We start from the raw sequence: 16399 nt of genomic DNA, 5'->3' as shown, positions 1-16399 counted from the left end.
GGAATCCTCGATATTTCCGTGCGGGCACTCCATTACAAGCTTGAAAAATCCGGTCTCCAAGAATCCCTTCACCTCTATTCTCCTTAGTCCGCAATAACAGTATACATTTCTTGCAAACTCTCCTCTTTTGACGAACCCTGTCCTTAATTATTTCAACCAGTTTCAGACCGGTACAGATGTTGAACTTATGGCACCTGAGCATGGTTGCCTGATTGATTTGGTAAATCACCATGCTGAGAATATTCGCGGCGGAGAGTACCCATGAACAAACAGGCACCTTGTACCCGTATTCCGACACATTACGTTACGGAAACGGTCGTGCGGCAGATCATGCAGTTCCTTTTCACCTGGGCTCTTTTTCTCCTTGTCCTTTCAGGAACCGGATGCAGCCGGAAGGACGCAGACAAGGAGGATTCACACCCTGAAGAAGTGAAAACCGTGGTTGTGAAATCGTCCGATCCAAACGTGATCGAAATGGAGCATCCGGAGCGGTTCCCGCTGGTAGAGGCGGAACGGAAGGAAGTCGCAGATGAAATTAACGCCAACGGCGTGGTGACACCCGACGTGAATCGCTCGGTCGCCGTACTGGCCCTTGCCGGGGGGCGCGTGGCGGACATCAAGGTAAAGATGGGGGACGACGTCAAGAAGGGGCAGCTCCTGCTCCAGATCCATAGTCCGGACCTGGCCTCTGCCTTCTCCGATTATCAGAAAGCCCGGGCCGATGAACTCCTGGCGCGCAAACAGCTGGAGCGCTCCCAGGCGCTCTATGCACGCGGCGCAATCGCCGAAAAAGACCTAGAGGCCGCCCAGAACGCAGAGGACAAGGCCAGGATCGACGTGAAAACAACAGCCAACCGCGTCAGCGTTCTCGGCGGCGACCCTGACCACTATTCCACCATCCTCGATGTGCGCGCCCCTATTTCCGGTACGATCGTTGAGCAGAATGTGTCGGGTGGTACCGGGGTCCGTTCTCTCGACGCTACTCCCAACCTGTTCACGATCGCTGACCTGTCGCGCGTATGGGTGCTGTGCGATCTCTACGAGGATGTCATCTCGCAGGTGCATCTCGGAGACACGGCGTCCGTACACCTCAACGCCTATCCGGAGCGGCCGTTTACCGGCCGCGTGAGCAACATCGGGCGGATATTGGACCCCGGCACGAGGGCGGCGAAGGTCCGCATCGAACTGGCCAATCCCGGCCTCTTGATGCGCTCGGGCATGTTCGTGACCGCATCGCTGCACTCCCGGAAGCGCAGCGAACGACTCGTCCTGCCGACTTCCGCCATTGTGCGCCTGCGTGACAGAAACTGGGTGTTCGTGTCGCTGGGCAACAATCGGTTCCGGAAGACCGAGGTTCAGACCGGGCCTCCGGCGGGCGACAGGCTTCAGCAGATTCTTGCGGGCCTGCAGATTCACGACAAGGTAGCCGTCAACGCCCTCCAGTTCGCCAATGCCTCGGAGGTCAAATAGGTATATGATCGCGTACCTCATCGAATCGGCGCTGAAAAACAGGATCCTCGTTCTCAGTATCGGCGTCCTGCTCCTTATTTGGGGGATAATCTCGTTTCACCGCCTCCCCGTGGAGGCGTATCCGGATGTGGCCGACAAATACGTCTGGGTAATTACGCAGTGGCCCGGCCGCGCCGCAGAGGAAGTGGAACAACAGATAACGATTCCGCTGGAAACCCAGCTGAATGGAGTCGGCCACCGGACCCACATACGTTCGAGTTCTCTCGCCGGGCTCTCCTTCATTACGATCATTTTCGACGATGACTCGGACAACCTCCAGAACCGGCAGCAGGTCCTGGAGAAGCTGACCCAGGTAAACCTCCCACCGGGGCTCTCTCCCCAGATCGGCCCCGACTTCAGTCCTGCCGGGCAGATATACTTCTACACCCTGGAGAGCACCAATCCCCAATACGACGTCATGGAGCTGAAGCGACTACAGGATTGGACAGTCGTCAAAAACCTCATGGCGGTTCCCAACATAGCGGCGGTTTCCATCTTCGGCGGCGAAACACGCGAATACCAGGTACGGGTCGATCCCAACAAGTTGGTCTCCTACGGACTGTCCATCGGCCAGGTGGAGCAGGCCCTCACCGCGAACAACGTCAACGCGGGCGGAAACTTCATCGAGAAAGGACAGCAGGCGTTCAATGTCAGGGTCGTCGGCCTGATGGGCGACACCGATGACATCGGCGCGACCGTTCTGAAATCGCAGAACGGCACACCGGTACGGGTCCGGGATGTCGCGACCGTCACCCAGGGACCCAAGGTCCGCCTGGGGCGTTTGGGCAAGGCCATCCGCCACGAGGATGGGCGGGTTTTCGACAACGACGACGTCGTCGAGGGGATTGTCCAGATGCGCAAGGGGGCTGAAGCCGAGGCCACCCTGGCCGCCCTGCACAAGAAGGTTACCTATCTGAACGAACACGTTCTGCCGCCAGGGGTGCGGATCGTCCCGCACATCGATCGGGACGATCTCGTCCACTACACGACGCACACGGTCCTGCACAACCTCACCGAGGGGATCATTCTCGTCGTCATCATCCTCTTCCTCTTCCTGGGGAATGCCCGCTCAGCCCTGATCGTGGCCCTTACCATTCCGTTCTCACTGTTCTTCGCGTCGATCCTGCTGGACCTGCGGCACATCCCCGCCAATCTGCTGTCACTGGGAGCGCTTGACTTCGGCATGATGGTGGACGGTGCGGTCGTGATGGTGGAGAACATCTTGCGTCATCTCGAGTTACGGGATGATGCCACGTGGGACATCAAAGAGACCATTCATCTGGCAGCCCACGAGGTGCAGCGGCCCGTTTTTTTCGCAATTGCGATCATCATCACCGCCTACCTCCCGATCTTTACGCTGCAGCGCGTCGAGGGCCGCCTGTTCCAGCCCATGGCCTGGACCGTCTCCTTCGCCTTGCTGGGGGCTTTGATATTCGCAATGCTCCTGGCACCGGTGCTTGCCAGCTACCTCTTCCGCAAGCAGCCCAAGGAGTGGCATAACCCCGTCATGGCCTGGCTCATGACGCACTACCCCACGGCACTGGAATGGGCGATTGAGCGCCGCTGGCTTACGCTGGGGATGGGTATGGCCTCTGTCGTTCTGACCGGCTACCTGATGTTCAGCGGCGTCATAGGGTCGGAGTTCCTGCCCCACCTCGATGAGGGAGCCATCTGGGCCAGAGGCACTCTCGATTCCAGCACGGGACCGTCGGAAGGGCAACGCGTCATGAATCAGGCTAGGCTTGCCTTTGCAGGTTTCCCCGAAGTGAAGCAGGTTGTTTCCCAAGTCGGTCGCTCGGACGACGGGACCGATGCCACCGGTTTTTTCAACACCGAATACTTCATCGACCTCAAGCCCCGGGATACCTGGCGGAAACGGTTCCACGATAACAAAGAGGAACTGATACAAGCGATGGACAAGGAAGTTGAAAAGATTCCGGGCGTTGCCTGGGGATTTTCCCAACCGATAGCCGACAACATGGAAGAAGCATTAAGCGGAGTGAAAGGCCAGTCCGCGGTCAAGGTCTTCGGGAGCGACCTGAAAGAGTTGGAGCAGAAGAGCGAAGAGATCATGGCGGTCATGCGCACCGTCCCCGGGGTCGAAGACCTCGGTATCTTCCGGGTGCTCGGACAGCCAAACCTGAACCTGACCGTTGCTCGTAAGAAGGCGGACCGGTTCGGCATCAACGTGGCGGATGTCCAGGATGCCATTCAAACGGCGGTGGGTGGCAATCCGGTCAGCCAGATATTGAAAGGCGAGGAGCGCTTCGACCTGGTAGTGCGCTACCAGGAGCCCTTCCGCAGAACCGTTGAGGAGATCGCAAACATCCGGATTCTCGCCCCAAGCGGGGAAAGGGTCTCCCTCGGGGAGCTCTGCGACGTCAAGGTCGGAGACGGCGCTTCCATGATCTATCGCGAGGCGAACTCACGGTACATCGCCATAAAGTACGGCGTTCGCGGCCGCGACCTGGGCTCCACCGTGGAAGAGGCCATGCGCAAGGTCAATGCAAAGGTGAAGCTGCCCCAGGGCTACCATCTGGACTGGGCCGGAGAGTACGAAAGCCAGAAGCGGGCGAATGCGCGCCTGGCGGTGATCGTTCCCGTCACGGTGCTTCTCATCCTGCTGCTCCTCTACACGGCGTTCAGATCCTTCAAGTGGGCTTCCCTCGTGCTCATCAATGTGGGCGTGGCAAGCGTCGGCGGCTTGCTTGCGCTCCTCGTGACCGGGACTCATTTCAGCGTTTCTTCCGGCATCGGCCTGCTCGCCCTGTTCGGGGTGGCCGTCCAGATCGGCGTCATCATGGTGCAATACATCAATCAGCTGCGCACACGGGGCCTGTCCATCCGCGAGGCGGCGGTCAGAGGCGCCACCCTGCGGCTTCGTCCCATCATGATGACGATGCTCGTCGCCACACTCGGCCTGCTGCCGGCGGCCCTGTCGCACGACATCGGTTCCGACTCCCAGCGCCCCTTCGCGATCGTGATCGTGGGGGGACTGATCACCAACCTGCTGATAAGTGTCTTTCTGTTGCCGACGCTCTACGTCTGGATTGCCGGGCCGCACGACATCCTGCCGAAACTCGGGAATGATGCCGAACCCGGGGAATGAACCGGGCATTCTACAACCGAAGCAGAAGCAAATGCATTAAGGAGCAAGCGCGATGGTAACACCTACTGTATTTTATCGGAAAATCCGATTGGCAATTATTGCCTTAGCAACTATCACGTATGGTTTTACGGCGGGAATCTCCGCATCAGGCGCGGAGTCGGTGACTATCACGATCGATCAGGCATTGCAGTTGGCCCGGGACCATAACGAGTCGCTCAAGGCGGCGCGCACGACGGTCCTGCAGAACGAGGCCCAGGAGATCACCGCCAATCTCAGGCCCAATCCGGTGCTCACCGGGGACGCGCTCTATTTCCCCATCTTCCATCCGAGCAAGTATACGAGCTCCGATGAGACCGGTTCCTATCTCGACCAGACGGCACAGTTCGATGCGGGGATCGGCTACACGTGGGAACGGGGAGGGAAGCGGGCCCGCCGGTTACAGGCGGCTCGCGACCAGACGGCGGTGACGAAATCCCTGGTGTTCGACAACGAACGCACCCTCAGGTTCAACGTTGCCTCACAATTTGTCAACGTTCTTCTGGCGCAATCTAACCTCGATCTCGCCCGCGATAATCTCAAGAGTTTTCAGGATACGGTGGAGATCGGCGAATCACGCTACAAGACGGGCGACATCAGCCAGGGGGACTACCTGAAGATCAAGCTGCAACTGCTCCAGTTCCAGAGCGACGTCAACGCAGCGCGGCTGGCAAAGGCCCAGGCCCTCATAGCGCTGCGCGGGTTGCTCGGCTACGAATCCGTGCCCGCCGATTATGATGTGTCGGGAACGCTTGACTCCCAGCCGTTAAAGGGGAGCAGGGATGATCTGCTGGCCCTGGCGCTCAAGGAGCGTCCGGACCTGCGCGCCGCCCGCCAGGGGGTGATCGCGGCCCAGAGCCAGCACGACCTGGCGAAAGCAAACAGCCATCAGGACCTCACCACGACTCTGAACTTCACCCACGTCAGCGGCAACTGGACAGCAGGGCTTCTCTTCAGCTTTCCGCTCGGAGTTTTCGACCGCAATCAGGGGGAAATCGCCCGTACGCAACACGTGATTTTACAGACGCAGCATCTTGCCGATGAGGCCGTGGAAACGGTGAACGGCGATATCGGAAGCGCCTGGGAAGCGGTTCGCGCAAACGACGAAATCGTCACCCTCTACCGCTCCGGCTATCTGGACAGCGCCAAGGCGTCGCGCGACATCGGCGAATACGCCTACAAGCACGGTGCGGCGAGCCTCCTTGACTTTCTCGACGCGGAGCGGAGCTACCGCGCCACACAACTCGCCTACCGTCAGGCACTCGCGGCCCGGATGCTGGCGCTCGAGCTGCTCCGGGAGGCGACCGGTGTCAGGAACCTGCCTTGATACCCTGCTCCTTGAGCTGGAGGATACGACATGTCGTCATCGATGAGATTCATGGTTACCCTGATTACGGTTGCATTGCTTGCATGTGCTGCTGCCGACTGTGCGGCCGTTTCCTCTGCCAACGTGTCGCTGGATAGCCCCATCTACCCTTACCTGGAAAAGCTCTCAGGAATGGGGCTGATCACTTCGGATATCTGGGGTATCCGGCCTTTCAGCAAAGCGGAAGTAGCACGACTGACGCTGGAGGCCGAGAGGAATCTCCCCCGGTTTGACGGCGAAGCGGCCGTCATGGCTACAGAACTAGTGAAGCGGCTGAAGGAGCTGGTGCCCCGCGAAACAACACTCCGAACGACAGGGGCGCAGCCCCCCTTGTTCGACGCCACCCCCTTTGCATCGGCCAGACTACGGTACGTCTACCTCGACGGTGTACCCAGGAGCTATTACCGGCCGGTGCACGACCCGGGGGGAGACGGGGTGTTCGGCATCGGTTCCGGGCTGCGGCCGGACAACCCTTATCCTTCCCCCGTCCAGCAACGTGGCGTCGAAGGGACGCCGCTTCTGGAGGGGAACGAGGGAATTCGCTACCGTGCGGGTCACAATGGCCAGTTGCAGTTTTCCGGTGAGGGGTACGTAGCCAGCTATGCGACTGCGCTCCTCGAGCCCCTTCTGCTCTCTCGAGAAGGAGATGGGAGTACGGTGCTCCTGAACAAGGGGTATCTGAAACTCGGTGGGGGGGCGCTCGAACTGGAAGTCGGGCGCGATGCGGATTGGATCGGCCCCGGCAACCGGACGGCCATCACCCTCAGCAATAATCCCCGGAATCTCGACCAGATAAAACTTTCCAGCCCTGAGCCGATCCGGCTGAAGTACCTCGGCAATTTCAAGTACACCCTCATCGTTTCCCGTCTTGACCACACGGTCACCGACGGCCAGGAGCGCCAGCCCTGGTTTTACGCCGTGAAGCTGGCGGCAAAACCCCTGGAGACGTTGGAGATCGGCTTCAACCTTGGTCGTCAGCAGGGCGGACCTGGCGTCAACAACAGCCTCCATTACTGGGTGAACGGACTTCTCGGCGGCACGAACTCGGATAACTCCAACAGTGTAGCCGGCATCGACCTCCGCTGGCGCATCCCGTGGCTTCGCAACACCATACTGTACGGCGAGTTTTCCGGGGAGGATACGGCGGCTTTCTGGCCGATCGTGGAGAGTTATGTGGCGGGGATCTATATCCCGAACCTCACTGTTGATGGGAAAAACGAGCTGAGATTCGAGTATTATCTCGGCAACAGCATTCTTTCCAATAATGGAACATTCCCCGAAGGGTACATGTACCGGGGTATGAATCTTGGCCCATTCGAGGGAGGAGCTTCCCAGCAGCTCTTCTGGCGGTATGCCCATTATTTTTCCCCGCGCTCTAATCTGTCGCTCGACTACATTCACTCCGAACGCGGCAATCTCGGAAGAGTGAAGGCGAACAACCAGGGGGATTTCGATCCTAACGGTGTCATGCAAGCTGTGGAGCGGGCGAATACCGTCCGCGCGGCCTGGAATTTCCCCCTCTACGGCGATTTTGATCTCGGGCTCCTGTATGGGTGGGAACATATCGACAATTTCAACTTGGTGGGAGGCGTTACGCAGACTAATCAGCTTTTCAAAGTGGACCTGGCATACCGGTATTAGTCTGGATCTCTGCTCCCTCCTTACACTGTTTGTCAGCGGCCGTTCCAGCAGTGCACCGGGACTCTATCTCGCTGCGAAGATTGCCGCGAAAAGAGTGAGGTCGTATGATCGATGATAAACCAACGCTTCTCATCGTGGATGATGAACCGTACTTTCGCGAGTCGCTGAAATTGGCCATGGAGGGGATGTTCGTTGTCAGGGAAGCCGACTCCGTCATTGGGGCAGTCAAGTCTCTGCACGCGAATATTCCCGATGCCATCCTCCTGGATGTCAATCTCCCCGATGGAAGCGGGATCGGCCTCTTGGAAGAGCTGCAGGCCTATCAACCGATGCCGCTGGTTTTGGTCATGACCGCCTTTGCTACGGTTGATAGCGCCGTAAGAGCGCTGAAGGTTGGAGCCACCGATTACATCGTCAAGCCGTTTGACATCGAGAAGCTGCAAAGGGAACTGGCCGTCCATCTGGAAAACAGGACGCTCCAACGGCGGGTAGTAGCCCTCGACCGGGAAATCAGCAGGATCGCCCCACCGTTCGTCACGACCGGAAGCGGCGGAATGAAGGAGATCGTTGAAAGGGCGCAGATGATCGCCGCTTTTGATCTCCCGGTACTGATCAAGGGCGACACGGGAACCGGCAAGGAAAAACTGGCGCGCTGGATCCATTCACTTTCCGGCTCCAAAGGGGAACTGGTGGCGATCAACTGCGCTGCGTTGCCGAAGGAGATCATCGAGAGCGAACTCTTCGGCTATATGAAGGGGGCCTTTTCCGGGGCCGTCTCCTACAAGGAAGGGCTGGTGGAAAAAGCAAACGGGGGGACACTGTTTCTCGATGAAATCGGCGAACTACCGGAAAACGTCCAGGCAAAATTTCTCCGTGTGCTGGAAGATGGCGTCTACTACAAGCTCGGCGACACAAAAGAGCGCAAGGCGCATTTCAGGCTCATTTCCGCGACCAACAGGGACCTGGCAGATCCTGCCGCACCCTTTCGCAGGGACCTGTATTACCGGATAAACGGGGTCATGTTCGAACTCCCTCCGCTGCGGGAGCGGCGCAACGACATACCTCTTCTTGTCGCGGCATTCATAAAAGAAGCCAATTACGCTTACAAAAAAGAGGTAAAAGAGCTGTCCCAACGGTCGAAGAAAAGCCTCCTCAAGTACGGTTGGCCCGGCAATATCCGCGAGCTGAAATGGTGCGTAAACCGGGCCGTGGCACTTGCCGCGGGGGAGGTCGCCGATATCGACGACACGGAGCTTGCCGTTCAAACGAGCCAGGCGCTTCCAGCCGGCGGGGGAATCGATTACTCTCTCCCCCTGGATGCGGCGATAGAACGGCTGGAGAAAGAGTATCTGCTCCACGCGCTGGCCGCTGCCGGCAACAACAAGACCGAAGCGGCCAGGGTCCTCGGTATTTCCGTCCGAACACTCCACTACAAACTTGACAAATACGGTCTATAAGAATCCTGCCCTGCCCCCCGCTCTGCAAAAATCGTATACCATCTGTGCACTCCCCTGATTCCCAGCCTTTATAATTTCCAATAATTTAAGCCTGTTACAGGCTGGCACCTTATTTGACTACAATGCAATGCGAAGACGAATACCTTCATACTCCCGTCAGTTGCGAGCCGATTGCCCATGATCCTTATCAAACAGTGGAAATCCATCCTTTTTCTCGTCACGGCCATTCTCCTCCTTGTCCTGCCGCTCTCCGTCCGGGCCGAAACGGACGACATACCGCTTGAGCGGGCTGTGGAAGAGTTCTATCGGAACAATTACGACATCCTCATCAACAGGTATGAGATTGACAAGGCGCAGGCGGATTTTATCGGCGCCAGACTCCTGCCCAACCCGAATCTGTCGCTGAACTATACCGGCGCCGACCCGAAAATTCCACCGACCGCCACCGACAGCAGCCAGTTCACCATCCGCCTGGATCAGCTCTTCGAACTGGGCGGGAAGAGGGAGCTGCGCAGCCGCAATGCCCGGGAGACCCTGGAAGCGGCCAGACTTCTCCACAAGGACACCATCCGCACCCTGCTGACCGGCTTCTATACGCTCTGCTACAACCTGGAGCTCGACCTCCTCAACCGGGATGCCGCCAGGAACGAACTGGCCCGCTTCGACCGGACCCTCGCCATTGCCGAAAAGCGCTTCAATGCCGGCCACCTTTCCCAGGTTGATTACACCAAAATAACGCTCGCCCGGATAGATCTGGAAACGAACCTGACCAACCTTGAGACCCAGTTGAAGAATGACAGTGAACTGTTCGCCTTCCTCATTGGCCGCGACCGGGCGCACAAACCGAACATCGCTCTTGGCGAAGAGTTCCCCGCCTACCGGGAAGAGGAACTGGCAGCACGAGCCTATGACAACCGTTACGACTATCTGGCCCTGAAGAAGCAGTTGGAGGCCGCCGGCTCCAACCGCTCCCTGGCCCGGGCCGGCAGGATACCGGATATCACCGTCGGTGCCGAGTTCGAAACCTTCGGCCGACAGAATACGCCGGGGATCGGTGTCGGCATCAGCCTGCCTCTGCCGCTCTTCAACCGGAACCAGGGGGACATCCAGCGGCGCAGTGCCGAATATGCCCAGATCGAGCGGCAACTGGACAAGGCGAAGCGGCAGATTGTCAGCGACATCCGCCAGTCCCTCAACAACCTGGCTGGAGCTGTGCAGGTGCTCACCGGCTACAGGACCAGGAGGGTGGATGTGGAGGCGCTGCGGGAGCGGAGCGAGAAGGCGTTTACCCTGGGCGGCATCACTGCCCTCGACCTCCTCGACACCGAAAAGGGCTATCGGGATTTCATCACCAAATACAACCAGGCCCTGGTGCAGAGCAACCTGAACGGGCAGCTGGTAAAAATTGCCACGGGAGAACTGAAGTGAGAATAATGCCCCTTTGTCTTATCGCGATCATCCTCCTTTCCGGCTGCGACAAGAAGGATCCCCCGCCCCAAGTGCAGAAAAAAGCCCTGTCAACCTATCAGGTGAAGGTCCGGAACGTCGAGGCATTTATCGAGGCGACCGGCACGGTCCAGCCCGACCTAGACGGCGGGGCCAAGGTCCTTTCCCCCCTGGCCGGCGCCGTGGAGAAGATCTACGTCCACGTGGGGGGCACTGTCCGCAAAGGGGCGCCGCTGGCCTCGGTCCGCAGCTCCGACGTGAGCGACACCCACGCAGGTCTTATCGCCAACCAGGCACAGCTGCGGCAGGCGGAACGGAGCTACAACCTCAACAAGCAACTCTTCGAGATCGGCGCCGTCACCAAGAATGACCTTCTGAACAGCGAGGCGGGCTATGAACAGGCCAAGGCGGTTGTGAGCGGCCTGCAGAAGAAACTCGACATCTACGGCGCCGACCCGGCCGATGGCCATCGCGGCTCATTTGTCATCCGGGCGCCCATCAGCGGCCGGGTAGCCGAAATCCAGGCCCACCTTGGCGACCGCTTTGACACCGCGACACCGCTCATGACCGTTGTTGATCCGGGCCGGATCATGGTGGTGGCAAACCTGTACGACACCGACCTGGCAAAGGTCGGCAAAGGGAAAGAGGTCTCCTTTACCACCGACGTCTATCCGGGCGCCACCTTCAAGGGGATGATCAGCTACGTGAGCGACGTGGAGGACCCCGATGCAAAGACCGTCAAGACCTACATCAAGCCGCTCGCCGACGTCGGCCGGTTCAAGCAGAACATGTTCCTGAAGATCAGGATTCTGGGGGGCGCGAAGTCGCTGCCGGTGGTTGCCAAGAGCTCCATCATCTACAAGGAGGGGAAATTCTACGCCCAGCTGAAAAAGAACGACAGCTTCATTCTGCAGGAGGTCAAACCGGTCAGGGACGTTTCGGATAAGCTGATGGCCGTGGAAGGGCTGGCCGAGGGCGACCTCATCGCCGGTTCGGCCATCGATCTGGAGCAGCCATGAGACAGTGGATCATCTTCGTCACCAATCACAGCCTCCTCTTCCTGCTGTTGATCGGTTCGCTGGTCCTGGTGGGGGCCTTTTTCGTCAAGGACCTCAATGTGGAGGCATTTCCCGACCCCTCTCCCCCCATCGTGGAAATCACCACAGTCTACGAGGGGCGTTCCGCCGAGGAGGTGGAACGGCAGATCACCGTGGCGCTGGAGGTGGCCCTGGCCGGCATGGACGGGATTGAGCGATTGAATTCCATATCTCTCTACGGGCTGTCCGATGTCAAATGCAAGTTCTCGTACCACAAGAACTACAAGGAGGCGAAACAGGAGGTGATCAACCGCCTCGCCGGCGCCACTCTCCCCGCAGGAGTTCAGCCGACGATCGTCGCCAACCCCATCGGTGAGGTGATGCGCTATACCCTGACCGGCTCCGACAACCTCCTGGAACTGCGCGGACTGCAGGACTGGACCGTCGCGCGGCACCTGAAGACTGCCGACGGCGTGGAGGATGTGCCGAGCGAGGGTGGCTTCATCAAGATGTACAACGTGGTGGTCCAGCCGGAAAACCTGATCAAGTATGGCATCACCCTGGCCCAGGTAATCGATTCCCTGTCCAAGGCAAACCTGAATGTGGGGGGGAGGGCCATTGAAAAGGGTGACCAGTATTACATGGTCCGGGGACTGGGGCTCATCAAAAGCCTCGCCGACATCGAAAACGCCCTGGTGACCGTCAAGAGCGGCAAACCGGTGCTGGTCAGAAACGTCGCCCAGGTGAGCATCGGCAATATCCCAAGGACCGGCATCGTCGCCCTGAACGACAGGGACGATATCGTCATGGGGACGGTGGTGCTGCGGCGGGACGCCAAGAGCATCCCTTCGATCAGGTCGCTGCATGAAAAGATCGATGAACTCAACACCCGCATCCTGCCAAAAGGGATCAGGGTCGTCCCCTATTACGAGCGCTGGGACCTGATCGTCACGGTCATCAAGAAGGTCATGGAAACCGCTGCCAGCGGCATCGTCCTGGTCGCCGTCGCCCTCTTCCTCTTCCTGGGCAATATCCGGGCCGCAGTCATCACCGCCGCCATCATCCCGGTATCGCTCCTCATCACCCTGGCGGTAATGGCCCTCAAGGGAGAATCGGCCAACCTCCTCTCCATTGGCGCCATCGACTTCGGCATCATCGCCGACATTCCGCTGCTGCTCATCGAAGACTACTTCCGGCTGTCGAGGAAGCACGGCTCCGGCGCCATGACCATTGTCCGGACAGCGGAGGAGATCGGCAAGCCGATGATTTTTTCGGTGGGGATCATCCTTCTCGCCTTTATTCCGATCTTCATGATGAAGGGGGCGGAGGCGCAGATCTTCGCCCCCATGGCAAAGACCTACCTTTATGCGATCCTTTTCACCCTGACCCTGACCTTCAGCTATCTGGTCGCTGCCAAACATCGCCTGCTCAAGGGGGCCTGTGACCGGGAGTTCGGCTTCCTGGAAAAACTGAAAAGGAACTATCTGAATATTGTCTGGTTCCTCCTCGGGCACCGGAGAAAGGTCCTCACCGCAACCTTTGCCGTGGTAACGATCGGCCTCGTCGTCGGGCTTAAGATCATCAGCAGCCAGTTCCTCCCCAAAATGGACGAGGGGAACATCTACGCCCGGATCGTCTTCCCCTACACCATCTCCCTCACCAAGACCTACGAACATGCCCGGGAGGCGAAGAAACTCTTCCTCGGTTTCCCGGAGGTGCAGACCGTCGATTTCAAGATCGGACGGCCAGAGGACGGTACCGACCCGAACGGGCCGTTCAACTCCGATTATACGGTACTCCTGAAACCATACGACCAGTGGAAACGAGGGCTCACCAAGGAGGAGCTGGAAGATGAGGTCAGAGAGAAACTGGCACAACAGTTCCCCAACGCGGACATCAACCTTTCCCAGTACATCCAGGACAACCTGGAAGAAATGATGTCCGGGGTCAAGGGTGAAAACTCGGTGAAGATCTTCGGCGACGACCTGGTGCAGCTCGACCGGATCGCCAAGGAGGTCAAGGAAGCACTGACCAAGGTTTCCGGCATCGCGGATGAAGGGATCATGAAGGAACTGGGGCAGCCGAACCTGATCATAGACGTGCACCGGGAAACGGCCAGCGCCCTGGGACTCACCGTCCAGGACGTGCTCGATACGGTGGCGGCGGCACTGGGTGGGAAGGAGATCAGCCAGATTATCGAGGGCTCCAGGAACTTTTCCCTCCAGGTGAGTTTCCCGCCCGAGTACCGTAAGGAGCCGGAAAAGATCCCGAACATCCCGATCGTTCTGCCCGGTGGCGGGGTGGTGGCCCTGTCACGCATTGCCGATGTCCATTACGATACCGGCGCCTCGTTCATCTACCGGGAAAACTACCGCAAGTACATACCGATCAAGTTCAGCGTCACCTCCAACGACCTTGGCGGGACGGTGGCCAAGGCCCAGGAACTCACCAGGAAGATCAAGCTTCCGGACGGCTACTACATGGAATGGAGCGGCATGTTCAACGAGATGAAGAAGTCGTTCCAGCGGTTCATGATCTCCATCCCGGTGGCACTGTTCCTCATTCTGACCGCCCTCTATCTCCTCTACCGGTCGGTGAGAAACGTCCTGATCACCATGGCTGCGCCGCTGTTCGCGGTCTTTGCCGGCCTGCTCGGCCTGTTGATCATGGGCGAGTCGCTGAGTGTCTCCTCCATGGTCGGCTTCATCTCCATCATCGGCGTCTCCATCCTCAACTCTTCCGTCATCATCAGCCACTACATCCGGCTCTCCCTGACAGGGCTCGGCAGGGAAGAGGCGATCATGGAAACCGTCAAGGACAAGTTCCGGCCGGTGCTGATGGGTGGATCCGTCGCCGCCCTGGGGCTGTTGCCCGCCTCGATGGCGCACGGCATCGGCAGCCAGGTGCAGCGGCCGCTCGCCATCGTTGTTGTTGGGGGAATGCTGCTGGGAACGACGCTGATTCTGCTCATCACGCCGCTATTGTTGAAATTTGTCCAGGTGGAGGAGTAGTCAGGCTTTGGGACGGTTCCCCGCAGATCGCGTGAATTAATGCTTCGCACGCCCACTGTGTCATAAAAAGGATGGAAAAATGACCGGAAAAACATTTCCCTCTATCCGCAACATCAACAGAAAATGGCGGTACACGGCCTTCGGTATCTTGGCCCTCCTGCTGACGGTCACGTTCTGCACGGTCCGTTTCGACATCAAGGGGCACTTCGACGGCATCTTCCTGCTCCAGGGTCGTGAGGGGTGGAAGTACGAGTTGAAAGACGATCTCTACGTCGGCGACGGGGACCGGGTCATCTGGAGCATGGATTTCGACGACCCCGGCTTCCACCTGTTCCAGAACGTCCACACCTTCAAACCGGGGGAGGCGCATCTCTACTACGAATGGGATGCCAAGGACGGCAGCGGCTTCATCAGGAATTTCCCCGGCGACGGCACCCAGATACTCACCTGTTTCGGCAGGTACATGGATGATGACAGAGTATACGTCCACGGCCTGTTCGTCGGCGGCGGGCTTCCGGCGAGCGTTACCGGCGGGGACAACGTCTTCATGGACGAAACCGGCATGGCTTACTACGACCGGACCCGCTGGCATCACGTTTGGTGCAACGTGAACGAAGGAATCATTTCGGGAACAGGCCAGCCGTTCCCCCCTTCCAGCTGGAAATTCCTCGGCAGCAAAGTCATTGATGAAAGCGTCAAGACCCTGGCCATCGCCAGCCATCACGAGGTTGAGGTGGACGGGGTGCCACTGCGCATCGACAGGCATGTCTATCTCAACGCCGGGGACACCTATTTCGTCCTGACGATCAAGGTAACCAACATCGGTACCGCACCAGCAACGTACACCTATCTTTACGGCGATGAGCCGTGGGTGGGAAACTACGGGACATCACGGGGGAACGTCGGATGGGTGAAGGACCGACTCATAGAATACGAAAACCGGCTGGACAGCACCAAGTATTCCTACGCCGGCTTCTATGACTACGGCAACAGCGCGGCCGGCGAAGAACACAATTTCACCGGCACTGCCAATTTCATCGAATGGTTCGGCAGTGACCGGCCGATGGTCTACTTTTCCAACGACACCGGTATCCTCAACGACACCTCCGGCAAGAAGGTTCCCCTGGCAAGCGACACGCGCTTTATCGGGCTCGTTTGGGGACCGCGCGTCCTGGCCCCGCAGCAGTCGAACGTCTACACGCTGGCAGTCGGCATGGCAGGACACGACCCCGGGACCGGTTTCCCCGTCAAACCGGAAGTGAAGATCAATCACATACCCTGACCAACTGCAGCTACCCGGGTTTTTCTGAGCCATCGCGCCGGGTTGCCCACTGATGTTGACAGGACGAAGATGATGAAAAATGCCCCTGCTCTGGAAAAGTGCACCAGGTGAATCCAAAGTGACGCATGTGTACGGAGAAATGAGATGCGAAAAGTAAACCACCCTCGCCTGAAGGCGAGGGCTTTAAAGGCTTTGCCGACTGATAACGTCTGAAGCCGTTATCAGTCGTCTGTTACTTTAAAATTTTCACCGCCATCTTTGGGTTCGTTTGTCTCTTGTAGCCTGATGTATTCCTGGATCACTTCATCCGTCACGTTGCCAGAACTCGCTACGAAGTACCCTCGTGCCCATATGTGGCGACCCCAAAAGGCTTTCTGGATGTGCTTGAACTCCATCATCAACTTGCGAGACGTTTTGCCCTTTATGTACTGCATCAGCTTACTCGGGGCCAGATGGGGTGGTACAGACACGAACAGATGCACGTGATCCTTTGATATATGACCCT

10 protein-coding genes are annotated in these 16399 nt (G+C 58.5%); 9 read left to right on the top strand and 1 reads right to left on the bottom strand.

What is annotated here, in order from left to right:
* Nucleotides 1–261: 261 nt before the first annotated feature.
* The 9 genes from JN12_RS11490 (at nucleotide 262) to JN12_RS11450 (ending at nucleotide 15894) form a co-directional block, all read left to right on the top strand.
* The gene (locus JN12_RS11490) at nucleotides 262–1470 is read left to right on the top strand and encodes an efflux RND transporter periplasmic adaptor subunit (RefSeq protein WP_145022833.1); all 1209 of its coding nucleotides are present in this window, start codon (nucleotides 262–264) and stop codon (nucleotides 1468–1470) included.
* A gap of 4 nt (nucleotides 1471–1474) precedes the next feature.
* Nucleotides 1475–4618, top strand: a complete 3144-nt coding sequence (locus tag JN12_RS11485) for an efflux RND transporter permease subunit (protein ID WP_145022831.1) — start codon at nucleotides 1475–1477, stop codon at nucleotides 4616–4618.
* Between the two features lie 160 nt (nucleotides 4619–4778).
* Complete coding sequence (locus JN12_RS11480) at nucleotides 4779–5981, top strand: TolC family protein (RefSeq protein WP_170241906.1); 1203 nt, start codon at nucleotides 4779–4781, stop codon at nucleotides 5979–5981.
* 30 nt (nucleotides 5982–6011) lie between these two features.
* Complete coding sequence (locus JN12_RS11475) at nucleotides 6012–7661, top strand: capsule assembly Wzi family protein (protein ID WP_246125851.1); 1650 nt, start codon at nucleotides 6012–6014, stop codon at nucleotides 7659–7661.
* Nucleotides 7662–7765: 104 nt separating this feature from the next.
* On the top strand, nucleotides 7766–9118 hold the full coding sequence (locus JN12_RS11470; RefSeq protein ID WP_145022827.1) for a sigma-54-dependent transcriptional regulator: 1353 nt from the start codon (nucleotides 7766–7768) through the stop codon (nucleotides 9116–9118).
* Nucleotides 9119–9295: 177 nt separating this feature from the next.
* A complete protein-coding gene (locus JN12_RS11465) occupies nucleotides 9296–10546 on the top strand; it encodes a TolC family protein (protein WP_145022825.1) in 1251 nt (416 codons plus the stop codon).
* Nucleotides 10547–10551: 5 nt separating this feature from the next.
* Nucleotides 10552–11583 (top strand): efflux RND transporter periplasmic adaptor subunit, encoded by a 1032-nt coding sequence (locus JN12_RS11460; protein WP_145022823.1) that lies wholly within the window; start codon nucleotides 10552–10554, stop codon nucleotides 11581–11583.
* Complete coding sequence (locus JN12_RS11455) at nucleotides 11580–14612, top strand: efflux RND transporter permease subunit (protein ID WP_145022821.1); 3033 nt, start codon at nucleotides 11580–11582, stop codon at nucleotides 14610–14612. Before JN12_RS11460 ends, JN12_RS11455 begins: the two co-directional genes overlap by 4 nt.
* A 79-nt stretch (nucleotides 14613–14691) precedes the next feature.
* Complete coding sequence (locus tag JN12_RS11450) at nucleotides 14692–15894, top strand: hypothetical protein (RefSeq protein ID WP_145022819.1); 1203 nt, start codon at nucleotides 14692–14694, stop codon at nucleotides 15892–15894.
* Nucleotides 15895–16115: 221 nt separating this feature from the next.
* Here JN12_RS11450 and tnpA read toward each other — a convergent pair.
* Nucleotides 16116–16399, bottom strand: a 284-nt coding sequence (gene tnpA, locus JN12_RS11445; RefSeq protein WP_145022817.1) for an IS200/IS605 family transposase, incomplete at its 5' end; no start/stop codon positions are given.

It is taken from the genome of Geobacter argillaceus (assembly GCF_007830735.1).
In the GTDB taxonomy this organism is placed as follows: Bacteria; Desulfobacterota; Desulfuromonadia; order Geobacterales; family DSM-12255; genus Geomobilibacter; species Geomobilibacter argillaceus.
The sequence above is the reverse complement of the archived record's forward strand: the minus strand, read 5'-3'. Positions and strand labels throughout refer to the sequence as shown.

Excerpts from the sequence above, each read along its gene's own strand:
- JN12_RS11450 (WP_145022819.1), top strand. The coding sequence starts at position 14,692 with ATGACCGGAAAAACATTTCCCTCTATCCGCAACATCAACAGAAAATGG.
- JN12_RS11485 (WP_145022831.1), top strand. The coding sequence starts at position 1,475 with ATGATCGCGTACCTCATCGAATCGGCGCTGAAAAACAGGATCCTCGTT.
- JN12_RS11470 (WP_145022827.1), top strand. The coding sequence starts at position 7,766 with ATGATCGATGATAAACCAACGCTTCTCATCGTGGATGATGAACCGTAC.
- JN12_RS11460 (WP_145022823.1), top strand. The coding sequence starts at position 10,552 with ATGCCCCTTTGTCTTATCGCGATCATCCTCCTTTCCGGCTGCGACAAG.
- JN12_RS11465 (WP_145022825.1), top strand. The coding sequence starts at position 9,296 with ATGATCCTTATCAAACAGTGGAAATCCATCCTTTTTCTCGTCACGGCC.
- JN12_RS11490 (WP_145022833.1), top strand. The coding sequence starts at position 262 with ATGAACAAACAGGCACCTTGTACCCGTATTCCGACACATTACGTTACG.
- JN12_RS11475 (WP_246125851.1), top strand. The coding sequence starts at position 6,012 with ATGTCGTCATCGATGAGATTCATGGTTACCCTGATTACGGTTGCATTG.
- JN12_RS11455 (WP_145022821.1), top strand. The coding sequence starts at position 11,580 with ATGAGACAGTGGATCATCTTCGTCACCAATCACAGCCTCCTCTTCCTG.